Here is a 24,126-nt window from a genome sequence, read left to right as displayed (position 1 = left end):
GCCACCGTTGCCGGCCGGTGGGCCAGGTTGCCGCGACCGCTTCGGGGCCTGCTGCCGGGGCCTGCTGTTAGGGTCTGCCCTTGGCAACCTACAGGTGTCCGATGCACACCTGGCAGGGGCAGTGGAGGACCTGATGGCCGACGTCGAGTCCTCACGCTGAGCCTGCTGGGCAGCGGCGGGCCGGATATCACGGATGGAGGGCCAGGATTTGAGTACGGGAAGCCGAACCCGTTGGGCTACTGGGTGCCGAACAGGAAGTCCTTGGCATGGGCAACGGCTTTCCGGAAGGCGTCGTTCCGGAGCGTCACCAGGTGTTCTGTTTCGCCGTCCGCCGGTTCAAGGTAGCCGGTGTATCCCGGCCGGAGCACCCAGATGTCGCCGGCAGGTGGAAGATAGAAGACTCCGAACGAGCGCTGCTGCCGTTCGTCGACTGTCCACACCGGAACCACTGCGAGTGCTGCGCCGGTGGAGGGGTTGATCCACTGGGCGCGTGGAACCGGCTGCTCATAGGCTTCCGGATCGAGGAACGGGGCTGTTCCCTTGCCCCAACGCTCTTCGAAACGCTCATGGAATGTGGGAATCAGGTGGGAATCGTAGCGACGCCACTCGCTCATGGTTTTGTCCGCCTCCTTGCGGTTGTGACTGCCTCAACTGGTACCCGCATCACGCCCATGGCCCGCTTTCCCAGCGTACCGGGGTGATCCGGATGGTGTCGCGGGCTGATCCTGCGGGTTTGCGTACCTTCCGGACCGGGACGTTCTGCGGAGCGGCGCCACTCCTTGTCCGGCCCGACATGCTGCGGTCATAGGCTGCCCTCCGTTCCGGATCGCGGAGGACAGCGAAGGCCTGCATGATCTTCAGCAGCTCGGCGTTCTGGACCGCCCGATCCGCGCCTGCGCCTCCTGCCCCGGCGCCGCCGTCGATATCTGGATGGTGCGTGCGCATGAGTGCCCGGTAGGCACGCGAAATCTCCTGCTGGGTGGCGGCAGGCGCCACACCCAGCACGGCGTAGTGATCCTGGAAGGTATCCATACCGAAGCCCTCAATCAAAGGACGGCAAGGGGCGCAGGCCGCGGGGTGCAAACCCTGCGCAGCCTGCGCCCGGAAGGAACGGCCTAGGTCGAGATCTCGTGCTGTTGGCCGTGCATGGTTTCGATTTCGATCTTGCGGGGCTTGGCCTGTTCCGCGACCGGAATCCGAAGTGTCAGGACACCCTGGTCGTAGCTCGCCTTGATGTGGTCCGTGTCCAGCGTGTCGCCCAGGATCAACTGACGACTGAAGATGCCGCGCGGGCGCTCTGCGGCCACAAGTTCAACGTTGGGCTGCGTGGGGTCCTTCCGCTCCGCCCGGACCGTCAGGACGTTGCGCTCAACGTTCAGGTCCACGGAGTCAATCTTCACGCCCGGGAGGTCAAAGGCCACCACGAATTCGCCATCTTCCTGCCAGGCGTCCATTGGCATGGCGGCCGGCCGGGCAGCTGTTCCGAAGACCTGCTGCGTGAGCCGGTCCAGCTCACGGAACGGGTCCGTGCGCATCAACATCATTTCCCACTCCTTCAGTTTCTCGATGTTGAATCCAGTCTCCATACCCACCCAATTATCTGTACTGGTGGATATAGATTTTTTATAGCACCCGTGCCAAAATGAAGCAAGACTGCAACCGCGGATTTTTGGAGAAACATGACGGATAGTGGAGGTGGCCGGGTACCGGCACCCAGGGCAGGGCAGGCACTGTACGCCATTTCGGTGGCGGCAAAGCTGACAGGCACCGGACAGCAGAACATCCGGCTTTATGAGACCAGGGGCCTCATCACCCCTCTGCGCACATCCGGCGGCACGCGTCAGTACAGTGATTCAGATATCGGCGTTCTGCTCCGCATTGGAGAACTCCTTGACCAGGGACTTAACTTGGCGGGAGTTGCCAAAGTCCTGGAGCTCGAGGCGGCGAATGCCAAACTGCACCGTGCCCTCAAACGTGCACAGTCACGGCCCAGGCAATAGGTACTCCCAGGCTGTGCCGGCTCAGACCCGCCCCCGCCCGCCAGCCAGGAGGTAGGACTCCTCGAGCAGTTCCGAGAGCTCATCGAGACCGATCCGGGACAGGCGAACCAATACCAGGCGGGGAGAACGCTCATGGTGAGGGCTCCAAAAATAAATGTCCGGGTTGGTGCCCGCCAGGGCCTCGCGCTCTTCCGTCTTGACCGTCAGGACGCCTTCTTCCCAGATCCGCGCCATCAGCGTCTTTGCGAACCAGGCAGGCTGGTTCCAGCTCCTGCGCTCGGTGACGCCCGGCAATGCCAGGCAGATACGGCGGACATCCTCCTCATTTATCACGCGGATCAGTCCCCCGGAGCGTCGGCCTTGGACAACTCGCCAGTGATCCGCTCCCCTGGAATCCTGGCGGTCCGCCAGGTGTCCAGGGCTATGACGGCGCCCAGGATCAGCAGCGAAAGAGCCACCGAGGCCACTGCATCGCTCAGCCAGTGATAGCCCAGGTACAGCCGGCTCAGCGCGGCGAGAACGACCCCGACGCCGGCGATCACAAACCCGGCCGCGGCAGCCCTGGGATTCTTCCGGCGCGAAAAGACAAGGAACGCCGTAACCAGCAGGAAGTCGCAGGCACCCAGGACGTGGCCCGAGGGAAAGGAATACGTGCTGTCGGGCCCGAACAGCATCAAATCCACCGGCGGCCGCGAGCGCCTGACGATCTGCAGGATGATCTGCGAGACCAGAACTCCGGTGAGCATCGCGGCCGCAAGCACGATCGGACGCCAGGCGTGCTTAGCCAAAAAGCCCCATACGACGTTGACCACCAGCACAATGATCGGCAGCCCCACGGGCCCAAAGATCACAGCCAGGAAAATCATGACGCCGGTCAGCGGTTCGGAACGAAGTGTGAGCAGCCACGTCCTGGCGGCCTCATCGGCTGTGGTCGGCCCGGCACCGCTTTGCAGGACGACCGCCAGGGCGGCGCCGAAAAGGGCCAGGCCGACCACCATGAGAATGACGGCGGTGCCATACAGGCCTTTCCGTGCGGCCGGCTCCATGTAGCGTTCCTCCACCACAAACTTGTCATGGAATACCCGCCACCAGCCGGGACCGTTGCCGGAGCCGGGTGACGCTCCTGTCCCTGACCGCTCTGCCATAGTGATTCCGTCCCTACGCCGTTGAGTCTTCTACCTAGGTGAAGATTATCCCTGCCCCGGAGTACTGGGCGCTTGGGACCGCCCTGACACTGAGTGCCGGACTCCGACCCCCTTGCAGGGCCGGGGCTCCACGCCACTGGAACACGGCACACTTCCCGGGCATGAGACTATATATACGTCGTTTAAAAATGTGATTTGACTCACACGATCAGCAGGTAGTAAGCTCGCACTTGTTAGCGCTCACAACAATAACAGCCTAGACTGCATCGTCAGCAAGGAAAAGATTCATCCTTCCCGCCGACCCTGCAGTCTTTTGATGCCGGGACAACTCGGACACGGCATCATATGACCGGGTCATCCTGGCCAGCTCCACACTCCAGGCAAAGCGCAGATGCTTGCCTGCTTAGCACCACTTCGCGGACCCAGCGTCCGCGTAAGGAGAATAAACGTGAGAATTAAGAAACTCCTGGGCGCTGTAGCCGTCGTCCTCGCAGTCACAGTGGGGGCCACGGGTTGCGGAAGCCGGGGCGAGACAGCTGCGCCGGCAGCCAGCGCAAAGCCCAGCGACTCGCTGGTAGGCATTTCCATGCCCACCCAGACGTCCGAGCGCTGGATTGCCGATGGCGGTAACGTCGAGAAGTCCCTCAAGGATCTTGGTTACAAGACGGACCTTCAGTTCGCCAACGATGACATCCCCACGCAGGTCTCCCAGATCGAGAACATGCTGACCAAGGGCGCCAAGGCGCTCATCATCGCAGCAATTGACGGCACTACCCTCACCGACGTCCTCGCCAAGGCGAAGGAACAGAACGTGAAGGTCATCGCCTACGACCGCCTCATCAACGGCACCCCGAACGTGGACTACTACACCACGTTCGACAACTACACAGTCGGCGTCCAGCAGGCCACATCCCTGCTGACGGGCCTTGGCCTGGTTGATGCCAGCGGCAAGAAGGTGGACGGCAAGGGTCCGTTCAACGTTGAACTCTTCGCGGGCAGCCCGGATGACAACAACGCCAACTTCTTCTGGACCGGCGCGATGGACACCCTGAAGCCGTTCCTGGATGCAGGAACCCTGAAGGTGCCCAGCGGCCAGACCAAGTTCGAGCAGGCAGCCATCCTGCGCTGGCAGGCTCCGGTTGCGCAGAAGCGCATGGAAGACATCCTGACCGCGGCGTACAGCTCCGGCACCAAGCTCAACGGTGTCCTGTCGCCCTACGACGGACTCTCCATCGGTATCATCTCGGCCCTGACCAGCACTGGCGGTTACTCCAAGGGGAGCCTGCCGGTCGTGACCGGTCAGGATGCGGAGAAGGGCTCCGTGAAGTCCATCATCGCCGGCGAGCAGTACTCCACGATCTTCAAGGACACCCGCCAGCTCGGCTCGCAGGCCGTGAAGATGGTTGACGCCCTCCTGAAGGGCCAGGAGCCGGAGACCAACGACACCAAGACCTACAACAACAAGGTCAAGGTTGTCCCGGCCTTCCTGCTCAAGTCCGTCATCATTACGAAGGACAACTACAAGAAGGAACTCATCGACTCGGGCTACTACAAGGACTCCGACGTCAAGTAACAACGTCACAGGGTGCGGCCAGGCCATCCCCGGCCTGGCCGCAACCCGTCCCTCAGGCCCCTGCAACAGCAGTACCGGCCTTTTTCGACGAGTCAGTGGGAATTGACGATGAACACACCCATTCTTCAAATGCGAGGAATCACCAAGACCTTCCCGGGCGTGAAGGCCCTGCAGGATGTCACCTTGGATGTACAACGCGGCGAGGTGCATGCCATCTGCGGTGAAAACGGAGCCGGCAAATCCACCCTCATGAAGGTTCTGTCAGGCGTTTACCCGCACAACTCATTCGAGGGAGAGATCCTCTTCGAGGAGGAACCCTGTAACTTTTCCAGCATCTCCGACAGCGAGAAGCGCGGCATAGTCATCATCCACCAGGAGCTGGCACTTAGCCCCTATCTCTCCATCGCCGAGAACATCTACCTGGGCAACGAACAGGCAAAGAACGGCTGGGTGGACTGGCGCAAGACCAACCTGGAGGCGGCGAAGCTGCTGGCCAGGGTGGGACTGAGCGAAAACCCCATTACTCCCGTCCAGCACATCAGCGTGGGCAAGCAGCAGCTGGTGGAGATCGCCAAGGCGTTGTCCAAGGAAGTTAAGCTGCTCATCCTGGATGAGCCCACGGCGGCGCTTAACGATGAAGACTCCGGCCACCTCCTGGACCTGATCCTCCATTTGAAGGGCCAGGGGATCACCAGCATCATCATCAGCCACAAGCTCAACGAGATCCGGAAGGTGGCAGACGCCGTCACCATCATCCGCGACGGCAAGACCATCGAGACCCTCCGGCTTGATGAAGGCCAGATCACCCAGGAACGAATCATCCGGGGCATGGTTGGCCGTGACTTGGAAAGCCTCTATCCGGAGCGCGATCCGAAGATCGGCGAGGAAGTCCTCCGGATCGAGGACTGGTCAGTCCGGCACCCGCAGGACCACACCCGCACCGTTGTCCACAACGCCAGCCTGAACGTCCGCAAGGGCGAGGTGGTTGGTCTCGCCGGACTGATGGGGGCGGGCAGGACCGAACTGGCGATGAGCGTCTTTGGACGCACGTACGGCACGGCCACGTCCGGCAAGGTGTACAAGTACGGCCAGGAAATCAACACCTCCACGGTCGCCGAGGCCATCCGCCACGGCATCGCCTACGCCACCGAGGACCGCAAGCGCTACGGCCTGAACCTCATCGAGGACATCAAGCGGAACATCTCCATGGCTGCGCTCCGTAAACTGGTCAAGGGCGGCTGGGTGGACAAGAACCAGGAAACGGTGGTGGCCAACGGCTACCGCAAGAGCATGAACATCAAGGCACCCTCTGTCGCGGCCATCACGGGCAAGCTGTCCGGCGGTAACCAGCAGAAAGTGGTGCTGAGCAAATGGATGTTCTCCGATCCTGACGTGCTGATCCTCGACGAGCCCACCAGGGGAATCGACGTCGGCGCGAAGTTTGAGATCTATACGATCATCGCCAGGCTGGCCGCGGAAGGAAAGGCGGTCATCGTGATCTCGTCCGAACTGCCCGAACTGCTCGGCATCTGCGACCGGATCTACACCCTGTCCGCGGGCCACGTCACGGGCGAAGTCCCCATCGCTGAAGCATCACAGGAAACCCTTATGCACTACATGACAAAAGAGAAGGAATAGGCACCATGTCCGCCCTACGAGAATCCCTCGGCTTCCTCACAAGCCGCCTCCGGCAGGTTGGCATCTTCGTCGCCCTGATCCTGATCGTCCTGCTCTTCCAGGGACTGACCGGCGGAATCCTCCTGGAACCGCAGAACGTCAGCAACCTGGTGGTCCAGAACAGCTACATCCTTATCCTGGCCATAGGCATGGTCATGGTCATCATCGCGGGGCACATCGACCTCTCCGTCGGATCCATCGCCGGCTTTATCGGCGCCGTTGCAGGTGTGATGATCGTCCATTGGGGCTGGGCCTGGTGGCTGGCGATCCCCGCCTGCCTCCTGGTCGGCGCGCTGGTCGGTGCCTGGCAAGGATACTGGATCGCCTATGTCGGCATCCCCGCGTTCATCGTCACCCTCGCGGGCATGCTGATCTTCCGCGGCCTGACCCTGATCACCCTGAAGAACCAGCAGATCACCCCTTTCCCGGCCGAGCTGCGCGCCCTGGGCGGCGGCTTTCTGCCTGATATCTCCGGCGGCACGTCGGTATTGGAGTGGCTCACCGTCATCCTGGGCGTCGGCGCCACCGTGGCCCTGCTCATCCAGGCGCTCAAGGAGCGCCGGATCCGCAAGAAGTTTGACCTGGAGAACGAGCCCATGGCCTGGTTCGCCACCAAGACCACGTTCATCGCCCTCCTCATGCTGATCATCACCTTCCTGCTGGCCAGCTACCGCGGTACGCCCATCGTCCTCATCGTCCTGGCCGTCCTGGTGATCGTGTACACGGCACTGATGAACAACAGCGTCTTCGGCCGCCACACCTATGCCATCGGTGGCAACCTGCACGCCGCCGAGCTCTCCGGCGTCAAGACGAAGGCCGTCACGTTCCGGCTCTTCGTCAACATGGGCGTACTGGCTGCATTGGCCGGCCTGGTGTTCACCGCCCGGCTGAACTCGGCCCAGCCGGCCGGCGGTACCGGATTTGAACTGGACTCCATCGCCGCAGCCTTCATCGGCGGCGCCGCGGTCCAGGGCGGCATCGGCACCGTGGCAGGAGCCATGATCGGTGGCCTGATCATGGGCGTGCTGAACAACGGCATGTCCATCCTGGGCCTCGGCACGGACTACCAGCAGCTCATCAAGGGACTCGTCCTGCTGCTCGCCGTCGGCTTCGATATCTTCAACAAGAACCGCAGCGGTGGCGGCGGAGGAAGCACCCTGGGCAAGAGGTTCAAGCTCAGGACCACCCCTCCGGCCAGCACCGAGTCCAAGCCTCCCGCGGGCAACGAGGCACCGGCGCAGGAGCGCCCGGTCCCCGTTTCCGCAGCCAAGCCTGAATAACTGTGACAGAGTCACGCATTCGGAAAAACGCCGCCTAAAAATAGGCTGCGTCCATATTGGGGTCATAAATAAGGAAACTCTATGTCCACCTCATCAGAGAGCATTGAAATCCAGGTCACCAGCCGGCACCTTCTGGACGAACAGATCGATGCCGCCGTCAGTCGCCTGCAGGAGGTTGCACTCCCCTCGGGAACTCACGGAATCCTGCTCACACGCATCGCACCCGGGCGCTACACGGCAGCCTTGTCAGACCAGGTTCCGTTCGGAATGACCCGCGAACTGATTCACTAAGGACACGCCGGGGTCATGGACGAGGCAACTGAAGACTGGAAGCAGCTTGTTGGCTGCTGGGTGGAACTGCGTTATGGGGGAAAGCTGGTCCGCACGGGCGAAGTTGAGGACGTGACACCGGATTCATCAGTGATGTGGCTTAAGTTCAATGGCAACCATGGCAGGCAGATGGTAGCCAAGACTGACGGCTACGAGGTTTTGCCGGTCCGCTGACCCGTTCCGGACGGGGGGTGAGTACCGCCAGGACAACAGCAAAGGAGGCCGACGGCGGCAGGTAAGTGCCGCCGTCGGCCTCCTTTGTGCGCCCCGCCCTAGAAGGAACCGGTGGTGAATTGCCAGGTCTTTGTGGCCAGCTGGTTGCCGGCGAGGTCACGGATCCCGGCTGCACCGCCGGAAACTGTCACCGTGTATTTGGTCTTCGCCGAGAGCGTCAGCTGAGGATCCAGGATCCATTGGTTGGTGCTGCCGTTGCGGAAGACGTTACACGCCACCACAGCTCCCGTCGAGGCATTCGTGAGCGTGAAGGTGACTGTGCTGACTCCCTGGACCGCCTCGTTGAAAGTCACGGTGATGTCGTTGCCGCGCCTGACGAGAAGGGCATTGCTGCCCGGGGTGAAGCCGGACACCACCGGTGCCGGGCCGCTGACGAAGGACCAGCTGGAGGTGGACAAGGGAGTACCTGCCGAGTCCCGAATGGCTGTCGCTCCCCCAGTGAGGGTAGCTGTGTAGGTGCCGTCAGCAGCGAGATCGGAGGCAGGATCCAGTGTGGCGGTGCGGGTTGTGGCGTTGTAGCTGACCGTCGCCGGAATGACAGCACCTGCGGCGTTCCTGAGCACAAAGGTGCTGCTGCTTACTCCCTGGACTGCCGTGCTGAAGGCGGCTGTTACATTGCTTCCGGCGGCCACCGACGTCGAATTCGGGGCCGGTGACACAGCGGTGAGCGTGGGAGGAACAGCGCTGACGGCCGCAGCTCCGGAATACAGCAGGCGGTTCGGCGTCCCCGTCCCTGAACCGCTGATAACGCCTGCAGTGGCATTCGTTGCAAGGGCTGCCGCAACCTGCGCGGGGGTGAGCGAGCGGTTCTGGGAGAGCAGTACGGCGGCAACGCCGGTTGTGTGCGGGGTAGCCATGGAAGTACCGGACATGGTCGCGGTTGCCGTGGTGGAGGTGTAGTAGGCCGAGGTGATGCCGACTCCGGGGGCATACAGATCCACGCACGGGCCGAAGTTGGAGAACGAGGCCTGCCGGTCGACGGAATCGCTCGCCGCGACGGTCACCGCCGCCGGGACACGGGCCGGCGAACTCCCGCAGGCGTCCACTGCGGAGTTTCCGGCGGCAACCACTGCAGTGACGCCGTCGTTGATGACTCCCTGGACGGCTGTGTCGACCGCGGCGCTCGCTGCTCCGCCGAGGCTCATGTTGACCACGGCCGGTACCCCGGCGGCGTGGTTGGCGGCTATCCAGTCCAGCCCGGCCACGACGTCAGAGTTGTAGCCGGATCCGTTGCAGTCCAGGACCCGCACGGGAACGATGGTTGCACGCTTTGCCACGCCGTAGGTGGTCCCGGCAATGGTTCCGGCCACGTGCGTTCCGTGGCCGTTACAGTCCCCGGAGCCGCGGCCGTCGGCAACGGCAGTCCAGCCGGCCGTAACGCGTCCACCGAAGTCGGTGTGGGAAGCGAGGACGCCGGTGTCAACGACGTAGGCGCTGACACCAGTTCCGGCAGCCGTCCAACTGTAGGAGCCGGAGAGCGGCAACGGCCGCTGGTCCACCCGGTCCAGCCCCCACGCGGCGGGCTGCTGCGTTTCAGAAATGGTGACGGGAGCGTCCAGTTCAACGGAGGCGACGCGGGCCGAACGGGAAAGGGCTCCTGCCTGGCCCGGCGTCGCCGTCACCACTGCACCGCGCAGTGCCTGGGAGAATGTGCGGCCGGTGGCCATTCCCTGCGAACGGTGGGCTGCGGTCTCAGCCGCGACGTCGGTATCGGGGGTGTACCGGACGATGTAGCGGGCGCTGGCGCCGGTCTCTGTCGGTGCGGCTGCTGTGGCCGGCAGGGCTGAGGCGGCGACGGCAACGGCGGTGGCCAGCATAGTGGCGGCAGGCAGCACAAAATATGAGGTGCGAATTTTGGGGTCCTTGGCTGGTAGTGCGGTCGGCTGGGGCGGAGTGGCCACTTGCCCTACCAAAAGGATAGGAGTCCGTGATGCTGCGGCGGACGAATTTGCAGGATCCTGAGGCAACCCTTCGACAGCTGCGCTAATCCATAGAAATTCTTGCGCGAGGAAGCGGTCAGGCCGCTAGGTGGTCAGGAATTTTACGACGGCGGCGATCGCCAGTTCCGTGATCACCCCGGGCTCGCCGCTGCCGTCGACTGAGACCACCAGTCCCCTGCGGGCGTAGACCGCCACGAGTTCGTGGGTCTCGCGGTGGTAGAGGTCAAGCCGCCGCCGGAACACGTCCACGGTGTCGTCTTTGCGGCCCTGTTCCTTGGCCCGTTGCAGCATCCGGCGTTCCAGTTCGGCATCGGGGGCCCGAAGTTCGATGACTGCATCCAGGCGGTGGCCCAGCGAGGCGAGCATGTCATCCAATTCGGCCACCTGGAGCGCGGTGCGCGGGTAACCGTCCAGCAGGAATCCGCCCTGAACGTCCGGATCGAGGAGCCGTTCCTTGACCAGCGCGTTCGTCAGGTGGTCCGGGACGTAGGCGCCGTCATCGAGGTACTTGGACGCCTCCTTGCCCAATGGCGTCTGCTGGCTGACGTTGGTCCGGAAGATATCCCCCGTCGACACTGCCGGGATGCTGAAATGCCGGGCGATCTGCTCGGCCTGGGTTCCTTTGCCGGAGCCGGGCGGACCGATGATGAGCAGTCTGGTCATGTTCCTGTCCCTCCATGGCGCCGTCGCCAATGGTTTCGGGGTCTGCCGCTGGCAACGCGACGCGTGCTTCATTTTGCCCACAACTCACCGCACAACGCCAGCCTCCGGTCGATCCGGAGGCTGGCGTTGGGTTTGGAGAAGGGCTGATCTGAATTGTCACCAAGTTGTTCCTGTGGCCCGAACGCCGTTGCGCGAGTGACGATGTCCTTAGCCGCCGTATCGCGCCGTCCATACCCGAGATGCTCGGTCAATTCCTCATTCAGCGCCGTCTCAATGACGGTTTTGATCAACTGCTTCAGCAGCCCGTCAGGACCGGTCAAGGCCAGGCCGTGCTCCTTGGCCATCCTCACCAGCTCGCGAGCAGCCTCGGACTTCTCTGTCAGTTTTTCAACGGTTTTCATACTCGGCACAGCCTCAAGTGTTGCGGCCATATCGGGTTCCTCCCCGCCAGGCCCACCGCCCGGGGTGTCGAGCCAGATACACCGTTAATTCCGCAGTCCCGGAGACACGCCCTAATACGAATCTCAGTTCCCCTGTCTTGATCCCGAGTACGTGAGCTGGAGGGTTGCGCGTTTGCAACCGTCCAGGTTCTTGGAGGTGTCCAGCATCCCCACCCTGGGCCAGGCCGACTGTGCCACTCGAAGTGTGGAAAGTGAGCTGCTGGTGCTTGGGGAACGGAGAGGAGTACGGCCCGCTGTATTGGGTGAGCGTGAAGTCCGCCCCCGTGCAGGCCAGGTTCTTCCAGGACGTCCTCACCAAAGGCTCAGGCCTCCTGATTCCCCAAAAGCTGGGGGTCCCGGATGCTGCCAAGCCCGGTACCAACGAATGGAACAACCAGACCTAGGTGGTCGGCTACACGAAGGGCCTGGCCACCGCGTCCTTCTTCGGCGACCCCTTCAATGGGGGACCGAGCCGATTGGAACGCAACGTCACCATCAACGGCAAGTACTATTCCGCCGTGGACGGAGCCTACATCGCCGGCCCGCAATGGGCGCAGTACATGCAGGGTGTTGTGGGCCTGTACGACCATGGAACCTTCGACTCGCCGCCGCAGAACGTCGTCAGCGCTCCCGCAACCCAGCAGGCGCGGCGTAAATGACACGGAGGCGGTGCCGCGTGATATCGAACCCAAATTGGTTTTCGGCGCCGTTCCATGGATAAGGGTTACCCTGAATTTCCGATAGCCATGTGAAGCCGCAGAGGAGTTCCTGCGTGCTCAACGGTCAAAGCTTAGGGCCCAGCGTCGGAGCCTTGGTGGCCGTCGCCGTCGCCGTGTATATCGTGCTGGGGTGCGCCGCCGAAAATGACAGCCAGATCCACGCGGTCCATATTCCCTGCCGCGCACAAGGATTGGGCCGCGCACGGGAAACTGCGCGTCGAACACGTGCAACGGCTCCCCGACGAAATCGAAGGGGAGCCGTTGCCTGCGCTGAGTTGCCTTAGAAACGTTGCGGTACGGCCGGAGGTAAGGCCGAGCCGAGCGGGTTTCCGGCGAGGTCGGTGAGGCCGGCAGCGGGGGTATAGGTAGGGGCGTCCGCGGTGGTTGTAGTCCCCGAGGTTCCTCCGTTTGACTTCCCAAGTTTGAGCGTCAGCGTGGTGGACCCATCCCAGGTGATGGAGCTCGCGTTGCCGTTGCCGTTGGTACCGAAGCTGAGGGCACCTGCTGACGCGTACTTGGCATTGGATCCCAGTGCGATCGAGCCCACGTTCAGCCCGGGGCAGCTGCTGGTCACCGTCAGGATGTTGGAAGTGCTGATGTTGACCGTGACGTTGTTGTTGCCGGTCAACGTTTGAGTACCCGTGTTGTTCCAGGTGGAGCAGATCTTGGTGGCATCGATCTGTTCGGAGAACTGGATTGTCAGCGAGTCTCCCTGCTCGGCTTTTCCTAGTCCCTGCGTGCCTCCGCCGTTCAGCAGCGTGATACCCGTGACCGCCGGCAACTGGATGTCCTTGATGACCTTGGCCGTGACGGTAGTACTGTTGCCTGCCGCATCAACGGTGGTGGCTGTGATTGTGATACTGGCAACGTTCACGGGGTTGCTGTCCTGAAGGTTTGCCAGGTTGAGGTCGCCCGTGTTCCAGCTCGATCCGGACGCCGTTGCAGGAACGCTCGTGGCAGAGTCGCTGACGCTCAGATTCACTGGTAAACCAGAGTCATTGGTGCCCGTGACTTGGTACTTGGCGACGTTTCCCTTTAGGACGTTGGGCAGCTTATCGAGGGTCAGTACAGGTGCCACGGTGTCCTTCGTGTCCGTCTTAGTAGCTGCGGCGCTGGTATTGCCCGCCGCATCCGTCACCGTGACAGTGTAGGTGACTGTCCCATCTGTGAGGGACGTGAGGTTCAGGTTCAGCGACCAGGTGCCCCCGTTGGCTGTCGCCGTGCCGGTGACCGGAGTGACGGAGCCCAGACTCGTGGCCGAAACGGCCACGGATGTCCCGGTTTCGGCACTTCCGGAAACATTGACGGAGGAAAAATTGCCGGTGTACACATACGGTGGCACGTTCAGGCCCTGCGCCGCGGCCGGTGCCACGGTGTCCTTCATGCTGGTGGCCGTTTCGGCGGCGCCCGTGTTGCCCGCTACGTCCGTGGCCGTGGCCGAGTACGTGACGGTGCCCTGGTTCAGACTGCTCAGGTCCGGGCTGGCGGACCAATCGCCGGTGCCGGAAGCCGTAATCGTGACCGGCACAGAAGAATGGGCGGAGCCGACGTCGCTGGCAGTGAGTGTAATTTTCGCATTCGCCTCAGCGGTGCCAGTAACCGGAACCGCTCCAACATTGCCCGAATAAACGTATCCGGGGACGATCGTGAAGACCGGCGCGGCCGGTGCCTGCGTGTCGATCCGCACCGTTTGGTTCTTCGCGGACCCGGCATTGCCTACCTTGTCCGTGGCGAAGTACGTGACGGTGTGCGCCCCGTCGCCGCTGACGGGGACGACAGCCAAAGAGCCGCCCACCGTCTGCTGCGCACCGCCGTCGACCCTGTAGGAGATGGACGCGACGCCGGACCCGGCTGCCCCGTCATCTGCCGTGACCGTCACGCTGACCGGGCTCGTGTTGTTCCACGCGGCCGCGTTCGGCGTGGGTGAAATCCCTGAAACAGTGGCCACGGGCGCGGTGGAATCGTTGCTGGTGCCGCTGCTTCGGGGACTCTCCGTGCCGGTCCATAGGGCGATCGTCGGCGTCACCGTGTAGTACCAGATTCCGCCGGGCACAGACTGTTCGGTGCACGTACGCGTGGTGACCGTCCCGGCGCAGCCGCCGGTGGCTGCAGTGGCTGTGCCACCGGTCGCCGCAGAGTAGCGGGTCACGGTGTATCCCGTGGCAGCCCGCCCGTTGACAGTGGTGCCGCCGGCCCAAGTGACCGTCAAGGCGGATCCGGCGGCAGTGACCGCAGGCTTGGATCCGGGCGAGAGCGCGTCGGCGGCGGCGGCCGCGTTGCTGCTGCTGGTGGCCGAGGCCCAGAACGCATAGGCAGCCGTCCCCGTGCCCAGCAGGAGCAGGAGTGTGGCGACAATCCAGGGCACCCGGCTCGACGGGCGGCGGAGGAAGAGAGGCACGTTGCGGATGGCGAGCCTCATTTCCGCACCTCTGCCGTCACGGGAATGCTGAAGGTTGCGCCTTGGCAGGCGGCGAGGGAAGTGGTGTCCATGGCGGCCGCTCCGGGGAGGGTGATGAGTGCTGACGAGTTGGCTGCAACATATGTTGCGGGGGTAAGCGGTGCGGCTGGCCCGGTAAAGCGGACGCCGGTGGTGGTGCAGCCCGGATGCGCAGAGTCCGCGGCGGCGGCGCCGTTGGCAGTGACGCTGTAGACCTGCACGGAGTAGGGATTGGGGTTGGTCAGGCGCAGGACGACGTCGGCGCTGCCGCCCGGGTAGAGCGCCGTCTTCGGGTTGTCGCCGGCTGCCAGGGCGTCCACGGTGACGGCCTGCATGGTGCCTGCGACCGCGGACCCGGAACCTGAGCCGACGCTGGTCCAGTAGGCGTAGGCGGATCCGGCGCCGGCGGTGATGAGGAGACCGGTGAGGGCGGCTGCCCTGATGCCACGGCTCCTTGAGGTGGTGGCCATCTCAGTTCCCCTGTCCTGATCCCGAGTACGTGAGCTGGAGGGTTGCGCCTTTGCAACCGTCCTGGTTCTTGGAGCTGTCCAGCATCCCCACCCTGGGCCAGGCCGACTGTGCCACTCGAAGTGTGGAGAGTGAGCTGCTGGTGCTTGGGGGAACGCTTGGGGGAACGGCGATGGGGTACGGCCCGCTGTACTGGGTCACAATGAAGTCCGCCGCCGTGCAGGCCAGGTTCTTCTTCACGGCGTCCGCGCTCCGAGTAACCGCCGCGATAGCCACGGACAAGTTGGTCACGGATAGGGACTTGTTGTTGGGGTTGTTGATCTGCAGGTCCAGGGGCGCCGATGCGCCGGGGGACAACGTCCCGGGGACGATCCCGGAGAGAGCGAACTGCTTGATGGTGGAATCCAGGACCAGTTGGACGTTCGCGTAGGCGTACTGCGCCTTCCCCGCGGAGTCCTTGCCGGTTCCCACCAGGTACAGGTTGTAGCTTCCGTTCGGGGAAGCGGCAGCGGTTGCCACCTGGAGGGTGGTGGAGTTATCCGTTGTCGGGTTGGGAGAGAATGATGCTGTGGAGCCCGCCGGCAATCCGCCGATGACGCTGAACGAGACGGCGCTGGGGAAGTTGTTGCGGGTCAGCCGCAGTGTGTAGACGGCGGTGGCCCCTGGCGGGACGGTCACCGAATCCGGGGTGGCGGCCACTGAGAACGCGGTGGACATCTTGTAGTTCACGGTGAGGCTGGCGTCCACGCTGCCGGAGACTTTGTCGCTGGTTCCCGTGATGGTTACCGTGTTGGTGCCTGCCGGCGTGCTTGCGCTGGTGGTGGCGTTCAACGTTGCGGTTGCGGTGCTTCCGGAGCTGAGGGTGACGGACGACGGCGTGAAGGCGCCCGCCGCGCCGGCCGGCAGTCCCGCGGTGGCCAGGTTGACCGCCCCGCGGAAGCCACCGGTGGAGGTGAGGGACACGGTATACGAGGCGCCCTGGCCCTGCTGTATGGACTGGCTGGCAGGGGAGACCTGCACAGTGATGCCCGGCTTGGGATTATTCGCCGCCGCGATCAGCGCTCCCGCACTGGCCAGTAGCAGCAGAAGCCCCAGCAGCGCTGCCTGAATGCCAAGCCGCTTGCGACGCCGCGGATGTCCCTCTTGGTTGTGCACCCTGTGCCCCTTCCCATGTGGTGCAAATGACGGCCAGCCGGGAGCGGATTTACACCGCCCCCGGCCCGCTCGCTAGTTAGTGGCTGGTGACCGTCACCGTGATGAGGGCACCCTTGCACGCATTCTGGTTGACCGCCGGGTCATCGGTGAAGGTGAGCGTGCCCTTGCCCAGGCTCTGGGTTCCGTTCGCAGCAATTGTGGTGGTCGCCGTTGGTACCGAGGCGGCGAGCCAGGAAGCGGCGTCACAGCCGTTGTTGGCCGTCACAACCGCCCTGTCCAAAGTCACTGTGGTGCTCGAGGAATTTGGATTGGTGCCGGTGTACGTGATGTCCTCGGAGCCGCCTGGGGCAAGGCCTAGGGCAAATGTTGCATCAATAGTGACAGTGGACGTTGTGGTTCCGGGCGATGCCAGCGCCGATCCGCCGCCCGAACCCGTGGTGCTCCAGTAGGCGTACGCCGCGCCGCCGCCAACGGCTACCAGCGCGGCCGAAGCGGCAACGGCGGCGATCTTGTTCTTCTTGGTCATTTTGCGCATGGAAAGACTCCTTGAATCGTTGCGATTGAGAACCCGTTCCCCCAGGGTGGCCCCAGTCCAGGCGCCGGTCGGTGGATCGATGACCCAATATTTGCGGGAATGACCAGGCACAACAACACGTGCCGGTACTCGACTTTTTCCAGGCTTGCGTCGTTCACTACTTGGTTTGTCGCACCATTACTCACGACAGTCACAGCAGTCGACTCTCTGGACTTGAGGCTCAACGGCTACGTCCAGGGACACCCCACCCGAAAAAAGCCCGTCTTCCACCGGGCCTGCTGCTTTACCTACATGCTGCGCGCCAGAACAAACAGGTAGCGTCGCGGACGCAGCCGCTCGGGACAAAGGAGCCGGGGCTGGCAGCGGGTTTCACCCGCAGAACGGCGTAGTAGTCCGGCTGGCTGGTCATGGCGTACTCAGTTTTGTGTTTCGCGAAAACCAGTCGTCCTCAACGCGGGACTCCATGAACCCATCTATCAAACTGTTGACTCCCCCCCATCACTTCGCGCCGGCCAGCAATGAGCTCGTCATCCTGGCCGCGCGCAAGGACCGAAACGAAGTAGCGGGCTCCTACGTCCGTCCCAGACCGGGCATGTGACGTTTTCCGCTGCCCGACCGTGTATATACTTCTGGATATCGGTTTAGCAGCAGGCCGTTGGATAGTTCGTCGATCCAGCGACCGTTATCGCTAACACTCCTCGCGGGTGGCGCGGTGTGTTGCCGGCTCGTTTTGACCTGAGCGAATGGCACTAAGAAATCGTGGCCAGCGAGTCAACAGCAAGACCTGATACACCTATCACCGAGCACCTGCATGAACTGGTGCTCAACAGCCCTGACGTTGAGGACTTTCTCAACGAGCTTGCCCGCGTGTCCGCGCGGAACCTCTCCGAGCCCGGCGACGACGTGCTGTGCAGCATCACCCTTCTGCGCCAGCGGAAGGGGGCCACTGTTGCCAGCAACGGCCCTGATGCCGAGGCGATCGCCCGGATCGAGTACCAGTTCATCGATACCCCCAGCATGGACGCATCCCTGGAACAGGTGACGGTCCACGTTCCTGATATGGCAGAAGAGCCTCGCTGGCCGGAGTACTCCCGCGCGGTCCAGGCCCAAGGTATCCGTTCCGTCCTTGCCCTTCCGTTCCAGCTGGAGGGGGAAACGAAGGCCGCCCTTCTGCTGTACTCCAGGCTGCCCTACCAATTCGAGGGCCGTGTCCTGGAGTTCGCCCAGGATTTCGTCAGCCAGACCTCACTTGCCCTGCGGCTTGCCGTGCGCTTCGCCCATTACAGCGAAACGGCGGCGAACCTGCGGGCCACCCTTGAATCACGGACCGTGATCGACATGGCTGTGGGCATCATCATGGCCCAGAACCGCTGCGGCCAGGACGATGCCTTCAACATCCTCAGGGCCGCCTCCAACACCCGCAACTCAAAGCTGCACGACGTCGCAACGGCGGTAGTCAATGCCTTGGGTCAGGGCCCCGTACGGACTCATTACGACGGGTAGCGCACAGGCGGGGTAGCACAGCGCCGGGCGGCTAATTGGGGGCCGCCCGGGCTGCGTCTCTTCCAAAACGGCGTGATTTGATAATTACGCCACAAACCTTTGCGTAATGGCGATCCTCCTTGTACTGTTCTGACTTAGGTCAGCCTAAATTTGGCTACCCTAAGAGAGAGTGTCCCGTGGGGATCGCCGTCGCCGTTTCCGCGGCTTTCGGCGCCCTGCTCACCTTCGGTCCCCGTGGCCTGACCTTCGAGGCACAGGAAGCGATCGGCGGAAGCCTGTCCATAGCTGCCGTGGGCTTGGTGACCTGGATGGTGTTCTGGATGGCCAGGACGGCAAAAACCCTCGGTGGCGAGCTGAAATCCCAGGTCGACCGGGTGGCCGAAGGAGCAGGCTGGGGACTGGTGGCCGTTGCCGCCCTCGCGGTAGGACGGGAAGGCCTCGAAACGGCGCTGTTCCTCTGGGCCGCGGCGCAGTCCTCGGGCGAAACCACGACGCCGCTGGTCGGGGCGTTGCTGGGACTTGCCGTTGCGGCGGGGCTTGGCTACCTCCTGCACCGGGGCGTCCTCAAAGTCAACCTCTCCCGCTTCTTCTCCTGGACCGGAGTCGCGCTGATCGTGATCGCGGCCGGCGTGCTGGCATACGGCATGCATGACCTTCAGGAGGCAGCCATCCTGCCCGGCCTTCACAGCCTGGCGTTCGATGTGAGCGCCACCGTTCCGCCGTCGTCGTGGTACGGCACTCTCCTGAAGGGGACCCTTAACTTCTCCCCTGCCACTACCTGGCTCGAAGCCGGCGCCTGGCTCCTCTACGTTGTTCCCGTCCTCTTTTTCTACCTTCGCGCCAACCGTGTTGCCGCTCCCCCCGCGGTCACACAACGGGACCGGGAAAGCACGCTCGTTTCCTCCTAGGCGCTTTTCTGGCGTCCAACTCATCGGCCATCGCTCTAAGGATCCTCATGTCAACAGGTTCATTCCTGCCCAAATTCGCCCCTCATACCGCGCGCCGGAAGCGCTTCGCCGTCCTCTGCGCGGCTGCTGCCCTCCCCCTGGCGCTGGCCTCCTGCACGGACAACGCAAAGGCCGGCGCCACCGACGGGCCGATCCAGGTAGTCAGCACGGACAGCAAATGCACAGTTTCAGCCGGGACCGCACCGAGCGGCAACCTCACCTTTGCCGTGAAGAACGACGGCGCGCAGGTCACCGAGTTTTACCTTCTCGGCGCGGACGGACTGCAGATCGTTGGCGAAGTCGAGAACATCGGCCCCGGCCTGACCCGCAACCTCGTAGTCACTGCCGGAAGCGGCAAATACACCACAGCCTGCAAGCCGGGAATGCAGGGCGATGGCATCAAAGCTCCCTTTGAGATCACAGATTCAGGCACCCAGCCGGCAGTGGACGCGGACTTCCAGAAACTGCTCGACACCGGCACCCAGCAGTACGCGTCCTACGTCAAAGACCAGACCGAACAGCTGGTAACGGGCACCCAGGCCTTCGCTGCAGCCTATGCGGCAGGGGACCTGGACAAGGCGCGGTCGCTGTATGCAGCAACACGCGTGCACTGGGAGCGGATCGAACCGGTCGCGGAGTCCTTCGGTGACCTCGATCCGAAGCTGGACGCCCGCGAGGCCGACCTTGAACCAGGCCAGGAATGGACCGGTTGGCACCGCGCGGAAAAGGACCTGTATCCGCCGGCCGGCTACACGGCCCTCACCGCAGCGGAACGCTCCACGCTCGCCACACAACTCGTTACCGACACCGCGGACCTCGCCCAGCGCACGCGGACAGTGGAACTGTCAGCTGACAACCTGGGCAATGGTGCGAAGGAACTGCTGGATGAAATCGCAACCGGCAAGGTCACTGGAGAAGAGGAAGCCTGGTCCCATACCGATCTTTGGGACTTCCAGGCCAACGTGGACGGCGCCCGCATCGCCTTTGAAAGCCTGAAGCCAGCCCTACAGCAAAAGAACCCAGAACTCGCGTCAACGCTGGAGACCAAGTTCGCAGCCCTTGAGGCCGAGCTGAAGACCTATGCCAAGGGCGACGGCTTCGTTTACTACAACGACCTGACCCAGGAGCAGATCCAGCGGCTGGCATCGCTCGTTGACGCCCTTGGTGAGCCGTTGTCCCAGCTCACGGCAGCAGTCCTGTGAGCGGCTGCCCCTTCGGTGGCGGAGAGCCTGCCGCAGGAGAAAAGAAGAGGCTCTCCCGCCGCGGACTGCTTTACCTCGCGGGAGCCGGCGGCGCGGGAGCGGCCGCGGGAATGGCTGCCGGGCTGCTCAGCCATGATGCCGTTGCGGCCGCAGCTGCGACGGAAAATCCTGCGGCCAGCATCGTCCCGTTCCACGGAGAACGGCAGGCGGGTATCACCACTCCTGCCCAGGAACGCCTCCACATGGCCGCATTCGATCTCACCACCGAGGACCGGACGGAGCTCATCCAGCTGCTCAAGGACTGGACCGCGGCCGCAGAGGCCATGACCCAGGGGAAGGCCACGGGATCAACCGGTGCGTTCGATGGCCCGTATGATGCTCCTCCCCAGGACACCGGCGAGGCGGAAGGGCTCGCCGCGGGCAGACTGACCCTGACACTAGGCTTCGGTGCGGGGATGTTCGAAAAGAACGGCAAGGCACGGTTCGGCCTGGATGGACGCCGCCCCGACGCCCTCATCGACCTGCCCCACTTTCCCGGTGATGATCTGGACCCGGCCCGCTCCGACGGCGACATCGTGGTCCAGGCCTGTGCAGATGACCCCCAGGTGGCCGTGCATGCGATCCGGAACCTTGCCCGAATCGGCTTCGGCAAGGCGCGGGTCCGCTGGTCCCAGCTGGGGTTCGGCCGTACCTCCTCGACCACCAGGTCCCAGGACACACCCCGCAACCTGTTCGGTTTCAAGGACGGCACCAGCAACGTCAAAGCCGAGGACACCGATCTACTGGACCAGCACATCTGGGCCACCAAAGGCACACGCGACACCGAGGCCTGGATGGCCGGAGGCAGCTACCTCGTGTCCCGACGGATCCGGATGCACATTGAAATCTGGGACCGGACATCCCTCCGCGAACAGGAGGGCCTGATCGGACGGAACAAGAACCAGGGCGCGCCGCTCTCCGGTGGCGGGGAATTCACTGAACCTGACTTCAAGCTGGCGGGCAAGGGCGGCACCCCGCTCATCCCGCTGGATGCCCATATGCGCCTGGCTCATGCGAGCCAAAACAACGGGGTCAAGATGCTTCGGCGGGGCTACAACTACACCGACGGCTCAGACGGCCTGGGGCATCTCGACGCCGGCCTCTTTTTCATCGCCTTTGTCACGGACCCGCGCACCCATTACGTGCCGATGCAGATGAACATGGCCAAGGGCGACGGGCTCTCCCTCGAATACCTCAAGCACACGGGATCAGGACTGTTCGCTGTTCCGCCGGGAATCAAGCCCGGCGGCTTCATCGGGGAAGGGCTCTTCGCCTGACCGGAGAGCATGACAAGCCCCTGGAAGACCCGGCCGAACCCAAACGCTCCCTCACCTTTCGGGCTTTCTCTCCAGACGCTTCCTCACCTCAAGTGAGGAAGCGTTGCGGGATTCGATGCGAGACGTGAGGAAGCGTTGCGGGATTCGATGCAGGAAGTGAGGGAGCGTTTGGGCGGGGTGAGGGGCTCAGGCGGGCCGAAGGCCGTATTTCGCCCTTGGGTCCAGGACGTGGTGCCCAGGCGCCACCGGCACGGCGATGCCCAGGTCGAAGATCTCGATCCGTCGGGCATGACCGGAGGCAGGAGTGTGCTGGTACAGCAGCTCGATGATGTGCCCGTCGGGGTCAGCGATGTAGATCTGCTCCACGTATTCGTCGCGGACGCGGGGCCCGCCTACCCGTTCCAGCCCGCGTTCCCGCATGGCCGCCAGGAAGGGTTCGAACGAATCCACCATCACGGCGAAGTGATGGCACAGCCCGGTGCGCAGCTCTTCGTCACCCCAGCCGGGGGCATGGCCGGAGAGGCGGCCGGGATGGGTTTCGCGGACCACGTGCACTTCCACGTCGCCGTTCTGGAAGTACGCGCCGTGAAACACGAAGTCTGTGGGCCTGTGGATCTCCTCGAACCCCAGCACGTTGACGTAGAAGTCCCGGGTGGCGGCGATATCGGACACAACAAGGCACACGTGATGCATCCTCATTGTTCGTGCGGGCATGTCCTTGGTGAGCGCCTTCGGACGGGACTTGAGCAGTTGGTTTTGACGCATGGTGGACCCTTCTAAATTCAGCCACCTCGGCGGTGAGCCTGGCCTGTAAAACGAACCTCCAGTATTGGCCTGCCTCGGATGGATCCGAAGGCAAAGAGCCCAATTCTGCCTGAATTGGAACGCATGTTCAGGTTCTCGCTCATTGATTGACCCTGCCCGGTGGCAGGAGTTGGATCGGGTCGACCCGAAACCTTCTTTCGGTGGCCGTCGGCGTCGAAGCTCCCGGTCACCGCCTTTGTCGCGAAGGAGCGATATGTACCCGATTTGGTTGTCAATGACGCTGGTGGTCCTCAGCATCGCCGTCCTGTTCTTCATGATTGTGAAACTGAAGATCCATCCCTTCATCACCATGACGGTTGTCGCCGTCGCCCTTGCCCTGGCGATGCGGATGCCGCTCGTCGACCCTGCCAAGGGCATCTTTGCGGTGATGCAACCCGCCATGGGGACGCAGCTGGGCCACATGGTGCCGCTGGTCGCCCTGGGCTGCATCATCGGTGAGATCATTCGGCGGTCCGGCGGCAGCGAAGTGCTGGGCGAAAAGATGCTGCAGCGTTTCGGAACCGGGCGCGGCCCCCTGGCCATGGCCGTGTGCGGGCTCCTCGTCGGGAGCACCATCTTCTTCGACACCGCCGTGATTCTACTGGCTCCTGTCACCATCGCGGTGGCAAGGCAGTCGAAGAAGTCGATAATCTTCTTCGCCGTCCCCATGGCCATCGCGGTCCTGGGCATGCACTCGATCGTTCCGCCCCACCCGGGCGCGGTAGCCATTGCCGCTGCCCTGAACGTGAACTTCGGGCTCCTGATCATGTACGGTCTGGCGGCGATGCTGCCCGCGGTCGGCATCGCCTACCTATACTCCCAGTGGGTTGCCAGGAAGCTGACGGGCAACGGCACCATCGATCTTGATGCGGCGTACGACGCCGGCCCCACCGAAGCGACTGCCTTGGAAAGCGCGACGCCGGCACCCGCAACCAGCGGAAGCCAAGCATTCGACGGCGGCAGCGGTGTCCAGTCCTCCCCCACAACCACAGCGGTAGCGACGGCCGTCGCGACAGCCCCGGCGCCGTCGTCGACCCTGACCGCACTGGAAGGGCACGAACGCCCCGCCGTCGGGAAGCTGTTGTTCGTCCTTCTGCTGCCGATTGTGCTGATCCTCATCTCGACCCTCGCCAGCGCCATCCACCTGGCCGGGCCCGCGCAGACCGTCCTGGACATCGTCTCGTTCATCGGCACGCCCTGGCTGGCACTGACCATCACCGTCTTCTGCGCCTACCTGTTGCTCCTGACGCCCGGGGTCCGCCGCGGGGAAAGCATCTCGTTCTTCGGTATGCAGGGCATGAAACCCGTGGGCGAAATCCTGGTCTCCACCGGCGGCGGCGTTGCGTTCGGCTCGATCATCGGCGCCTCCGGGGTGGGCAAGCAGCTTCTGAGTACTCTTGCGGAAGTCCACCTTCCGCTGGTGCTCTTCGCCTTTGTGCTTGCGGCAATTCTGCGTGCAACGCTTGGAACGACGACGGCGGCGGTCACCTTTGTGGCTGTCCTGCTGGCACAATCGTTCGACACCACCAGCCTGAACCCCAGCCAGCTTGCACTGCTGGCCGTGGGCGTATCGGCCGGCGGCATGTGCCTGTCCAACTTCAATGACGCCGGCTTCTGGGTGCTGTCCCGCTACTTCGGCATCAGCGAGCAGGTCATGCTCAAAACCTGGACCGCGGGGGTCACCATCATGGGCTGCGTGACGGCTGCCATCGCGTCCCTGCTATGGCTCGCGGTGTCTTGATCCGGCCGTGCTGCCGG

25 protein-coding genes and 1 pseudogene are annotated in these 24,126 nt (G+C 63.4%); 13 read left to right on the top strand and 13 right to left on the bottom strand.

The window, feature by feature from the left end; translation table 11 throughout:
* Nucleotides 1-236: 236 nt before the first annotated feature.
* The 3 genes from QFZ40_RS02170 to QFZ40_RS02160 all read right to left on the bottom strand — a co-directional run bounded on the left by QFZ40_RS02170 (nt 237) and on the right by QFZ40_RS02160 (nt 1,541).
* The gene (locus tag QFZ40_RS02170) at nt 237-614 is read right to left on the bottom strand and encodes a hypothetical protein (RefSeq protein ID WP_306902604.1); all 378 of its coding nucleotides are present in this window, start codon (nt 612-614) and stop codon (nt 237-239) included.
* 49 nt (nt 615-663) lie between these two features.
* Nucleotides 664-1,032: a J domain-containing protein gene (locus tag QFZ40_RS02165; protein WP_306902603.1), complete on the bottom strand. Its 369-nt coding sequence runs from the start codon at nt 1,030-1,032 to the stop codon at nt 664-666.
* A gap of 83 nt (nt 1,033-1,115) precedes the next feature.
* Entirely contained in the window at nt 1,116-1,541 is a 426-nt protein-coding gene (locus QFZ40_RS02160; protein ID WP_306906792.1) for an Hsp20/alpha crystallin family protein, read from the bottom strand.
* A gap of 138 nt (nt 1,542-1,679) precedes the next feature.
* On the opposite strand from QFZ40_RS02160, the gene QFZ40_RS02155 reads away from it, so the two are divergent.
* Nucleotides 1,680-2,000, top strand: coding sequence for a MerR family transcriptional regulator (locus tag QFZ40_RS02155; protein WP_306902601.1), 321 nt, complete (start codon nt 1,680-1,682; stop codon nt 1,998-2,000).
* A gap of 21 nt (nt 2,001-2,021) precedes the next feature.
* Here the strand turns inward: QFZ40_RS02155 and QFZ40_RS02150 are convergent, their stop codons facing one another.
* A complete protein-coding gene (locus QFZ40_RS02150; RefSeq protein ID WP_306902599.1) occupies nt 2,022-2,333 on the bottom strand; it encodes an MmcQ/YjbR family DNA-binding protein in 312 nt (103 codons plus the stop codon).
* 5 nt (nt 2,334-2,338) lie between these two features.
* Nucleotides 2,339-3,145, bottom strand: a complete 807-nt coding sequence (locus QFZ40_RS02145) for a phosphatase PAP2 family protein (protein ID WP_306902598.1) — start codon at nt 3,143-3,145, stop codon at nt 2,339-2,341.
* A gap of 448 nt (nt 3,146-3,593) precedes the next feature.
* Between QFZ40_RS02145 and chvE the strand changes: the two genes are divergently transcribed.
* The 5 genes from chvE (at nt 3,594) to QFZ40_RS02120 (ending at nt 8,179) form a co-directional block, all read left to right on the top strand.
* Complete coding sequence (gene chvE / locus QFZ40_RS02140) at nt 3,594-4,718, top strand: multiple monosaccharide ABC transporter substrate-binding protein (RefSeq protein ID WP_373427380.1); 1,125 nt, start codon at nt 3,594-3,596, stop codon at nt 4,716-4,718.
* Nucleotides 4,719-4,826: 108 nt separating this feature from the next.
* A complete protein-coding gene (gene mmsA / locus QFZ40_RS02135; protein WP_306902593.1) occupies nt 4,827-6,356 on the top strand; it encodes a multiple monosaccharide ABC transporter ATP-binding protein in 1,530 nt (509 codons plus the stop codon).
* 5 nt (nt 6,357-6,361) lie between these two features.
* A complete protein-coding gene (gene mmsB, locus QFZ40_RS02130) occupies nt 6,362-7,675 on the top strand; it encodes a multiple monosaccharide ABC transporter permease (RefSeq protein WP_306902591.1) in 1,314 nt (437 codons plus the stop codon).
* 81 nt (nt 7,676-7,756) lie between these two features.
* On the top strand, nt 7,757-7,966 hold the full coding sequence (locus QFZ40_RS02125) for a hypothetical protein (protein ID WP_306902589.1): 210 nt from the start codon (nt 7,757-7,759) through the stop codon (nt 7,964-7,966).
* Nucleotides 7,967-7,981: 15 nt separating this feature from the next.
* Nucleotides 7,982-8,179 (top strand): hypothetical protein, encoded by a 198-nt coding sequence (locus QFZ40_RS02120; protein WP_306902588.1) that lies wholly within the window; start codon nt 7,982-7,984, stop codon nt 8,177-8,179.
* Nucleotides 8,180-8,277: 98 nt separating this feature from the next.
* On the opposite strand, the gene QFZ40_RS02115 is transcribed toward QFZ40_RS02120, so the two are convergent.
* From QFZ40_RS02115 to QFZ40_RS02105, 3 genes and pseudogenes are all read right to left on the bottom strand, one after another.
* Nucleotides 8,278-10,140, bottom strand: coding sequence for a S8 family serine peptidase (locus tag QFZ40_RS02115; protein ID WP_306902586.1), 1,863 nt, complete (start codon nt 10,138-10,140; stop codon nt 8,278-8,280).
* Between the two features lie 123 nt (nt 10,141-10,263).
* A complete protein-coding gene (locus QFZ40_RS02110) occupies nt 10,264-10,842 on the bottom strand; it encodes an adenylate kinase (protein ID WP_306902584.1) in 579 nt (192 codons plus the stop codon).
* A 177-nt stretch (nt 10,843-11,019) separates the two neighbouring features.
* Nucleotides 11,020-11,273 (bottom strand): annotated as a pseudogene (locus QFZ40_RS02105) (transposase); the annotation flags it as partial.
* 236 nt (nt 11,274-11,509) lie between these two features.
* Here QFZ40_RS02105 and QFZ40_RS02100 point away from each other — a divergent pair.
* Both QFZ40_RS02100 and QFZ40_RS02095 read left to right on the top strand, forming a co-directional pair.
* Nucleotides 11,510-11,686, top strand: a complete 177-nt coding sequence (locus tag QFZ40_RS02100; RefSeq protein WP_306902583.1) for a hypothetical protein — start codon at nt 11,510-11,512, stop codon at nt 11,684-11,686.
* The gene (locus QFZ40_RS02095) at nt 11,687-11,941 is read left to right on the top strand and encodes a hypothetical protein (RefSeq protein ID WP_306902582.1); all 255 of its coding nucleotides are present in this window, start codon (nt 11,687-11,689) and stop codon (nt 11,939-11,941) included.
* 340 nt (nt 11,942-12,281) lie between these two features.
* Here the strand turns inward: QFZ40_RS02095 and QFZ40_RS02090 are convergent, their stop codons facing one another.
* The 4 genes from QFZ40_RS02090 to QFZ40_RS02075 form a co-directional block, all read right to left on the bottom strand.
* Nucleotides 12,282-14,420, bottom strand: coding sequence for a beta strand repeat-containing protein (locus QFZ40_RS02090; protein WP_306902580.1), 2,139 nt, complete (start codon nt 14,418-14,420; stop codon nt 12,282-12,284).
* Complete coding sequence (locus QFZ40_RS02085) at nt 14,417-14,908, bottom strand: hypothetical protein (protein WP_306902579.1); 492 nt, start codon at nt 14,906-14,908, stop codon at nt 14,417-14,419. The genes QFZ40_RS02090 and QFZ40_RS02085 overlap by 4 nt, the downstream gene beginning before the upstream one ends.
* Before the next feature lies 1 nt (nt 14,909).
* On the bottom strand, nt 14,910-16,061 hold the full coding sequence (locus QFZ40_RS02080; RefSeq protein WP_306902578.1) for a COG1470 family protein: 1,152 nt from the start codon (nt 16,059-16,061) through the stop codon (nt 14,910-14,912).
* A gap of 76 nt (nt 16,062-16,137) precedes the next feature.
* Nucleotides 16,138-16,596, bottom strand: a complete 459-nt coding sequence (locus QFZ40_RS02075) for a hypothetical protein (protein ID WP_306902577.1) — start codon at nt 16,594-16,596, stop codon at nt 16,138-16,140.
* Between the two features lie 759 nt (nt 16,597-17,355).
* Here QFZ40_RS02075 and QFZ40_RS02070 point away from each other — a divergent pair.
* The 4 genes from QFZ40_RS02070 to efeB all read left to right on the top strand — a co-directional run bounded on the left by QFZ40_RS02070 (nt 17,356) and on the right by efeB (nt 21,564).
* Nucleotides 17,356-18,099 (top strand): GAF and ANTAR domain-containing protein, encoded by a 744-nt coding sequence (locus QFZ40_RS02070; RefSeq protein WP_306902576.1) that lies wholly within the window; start codon nt 17,356-17,358, stop codon nt 18,097-18,099.
* 176 nt (nt 18,100-18,275) lie between these two features.
* Nucleotides 18,276-19,007, top strand: a complete 732-nt coding sequence (gene efeU, locus QFZ40_RS02065; protein ID WP_306902575.1) for an iron uptake transporter permease EfeU — start codon at nt 18,276-18,278, stop codon at nt 19,005-19,007.
* Between the two features lie 47 nt (nt 19,008-19,054).
* Nucleotides 19,055-20,248 carry an iron uptake system protein EfeO gene (gene efeO, locus QFZ40_RS02060; protein WP_306902574.1) on the top strand — a complete coding sequence of 398 codons (1,194 nt, stop codon included), beginning with the start codon at nt 19,055-19,057 and terminating at the stop codon, nt 20,246-20,248.
* Nucleotides 20,245-21,564 carry an iron uptake transporter deferrochelatase/peroxidase subunit gene (gene efeB, locus QFZ40_RS02055; protein ID WP_306902573.1) on the top strand — a complete coding sequence of 440 codons (1,320 nt, stop codon included), beginning with the start codon at nt 20,245-20,247 and terminating at the stop codon, nt 21,562-21,564. Before efeO ends, efeB begins: the two co-directional genes overlap by 4 nt.
* 186 nt (nt 21,565-21,750) lie before the next feature.
* Here the strand turns inward: efeB and QFZ40_RS02050 are convergent, their stop codons facing one another.
* Nucleotides 21,751-22,329: a VOC family protein gene (locus QFZ40_RS02050; RefSeq protein WP_306902572.1), complete on the bottom strand. Its 579-nt coding sequence runs from the start codon at nt 22,327-22,329 to the stop codon at nt 21,751-21,753.
* A gap of 253 nt (nt 22,330-22,582) precedes the next feature.
* Here QFZ40_RS02050 and QFZ40_RS02045 point away from each other — a divergent pair, with 253 nt between their 5' ends.
* A complete protein-coding gene (locus tag QFZ40_RS02045; protein ID WP_306902571.1) occupies nt 22,583-24,109 on the top strand; it encodes a GntP family permease in 1,527 nt (508 codons plus the stop codon).
* Nucleotides 24,110-24,126: the final 17 nt, after the last annotated feature.

The sequence above is a fragment of the Arthrobacter pascens genome, assembly GCF_030816475.1.
Lineage (GTDB): Bacteria > Actinomycetota > Actinomycetes > Actinomycetales > Micrococcaceae > Arthrobacter > Arthrobacter pascens_B.
This window is presented reverse-complemented; position numbering and strand designations above follow the sequence as displayed.

What these genes read in the sequence shown, in the direction of transcription:
- QFZ40_RS02170 (WP_306902604.1), bottom strand. Translation starts at nt 614, where the DNA reads ATGAGCGAGTGGCGTCGCTACGATTCCCACCTGATTCCCACATTCCAT.
- QFZ40_RS02165 (WP_306902603.1), bottom strand. Translation starts at nt 1,032, where the DNA reads ATGGATACCTTCCAGGATCACTACGCCGTGCTGGGTGTGGCGCCTGCC.
- QFZ40_RS02160 (WP_306906792.1), bottom strand. Translation starts at nt 1,541, where the DNA reads ATGTTGATGCGCACGGACCCGTTCCGTGAGCTGGACCGGCTCACGCAG.
- QFZ40_RS02155 (WP_306902601.1), top strand. Translation starts at nt 1,680, where the DNA reads ATGACGGATAGTGGAGGTGGCCGGGTACCGGCACCCAGGGCAGGGCAG.
- QFZ40_RS02145 (WP_306902598.1), bottom strand. Translation starts at nt 3,145, where the DNA reads ATGGCAGAGCGGTCAGGGACAGGAGCGTCACCCGGCTCCGGCAACGGT.
- mmsA (WP_306902593.1), top strand. Translation starts at nt 4,827, where the DNA reads ATGAACACACCCATTCTTCAAATGCGAGGAATCACCAAGACCTTCCCG.
- mmsB (WP_306902591.1), top strand. Translation starts at nt 6,362, where the DNA reads ATGTCCGCCCTACGAGAATCCCTCGGCTTCCTCACAAGCCGCCTCCGG.
- QFZ40_RS02125 (WP_306902589.1), top strand. Translation starts at nt 7,757, where the DNA reads ATGTCCACCTCATCAGAGAGCATTGAAATCCAGGTCACCAGCCGGCAC.
- QFZ40_RS02120 (WP_306902588.1), top strand. Translation starts at nt 7,982, where the DNA reads ATGGACGAGGCAACTGAAGACTGGAAGCAGCTTGTTGGCTGCTGGGTG.
- QFZ40_RS02110 (WP_306902584.1), bottom strand. Translation starts at nt 10,842, where the DNA reads ATGACCAGACTGCTCATCATCGGTCCGCCCGGCTCCGGCAAAGGAACC.
- QFZ40_RS02090 (WP_306902580.1), bottom strand. Translation starts at nt 14,420, where the DNA reads ATGAGGCTCGCCATCCGCAACGTGCCTCTCTTCCTCCGCCGCCCGTCG.
- QFZ40_RS02085 (WP_306902579.1), bottom strand. Translation starts at nt 14,908, where the DNA reads ATGGCCACCACCTCAAGGAGCCGTGGCATCAGGGCAGCCGCCCTCACC.
- QFZ40_RS02075 (WP_306902577.1), bottom strand. Translation starts at nt 16,596, where the DNA reads ATGCGCAAAATGACCAAGAAGAACAAGATCGCCGCCGTTGCCGCTTCG.
- efeO (WP_306902574.1), top strand. Translation starts at nt 19,055, where the DNA reads ATGTCAACAGGTTCATTCCTGCCCAAATTCGCCCCTCATACCGCGCGC.
- QFZ40_RS02050 (WP_306902572.1), bottom strand. Translation starts at nt 22,329, where the DNA reads ATGCGTCAAAACCAACTGCTCAAGTCCCGTCCGAAGGCGCTCACCAAG.
- QFZ40_RS02045 (WP_306902571.1), top strand. Translation starts at nt 22,583, where the DNA reads ATGTACCCGATTTGGTTGTCAATGACGCTGGTGGTCCTCAGCATCGCC.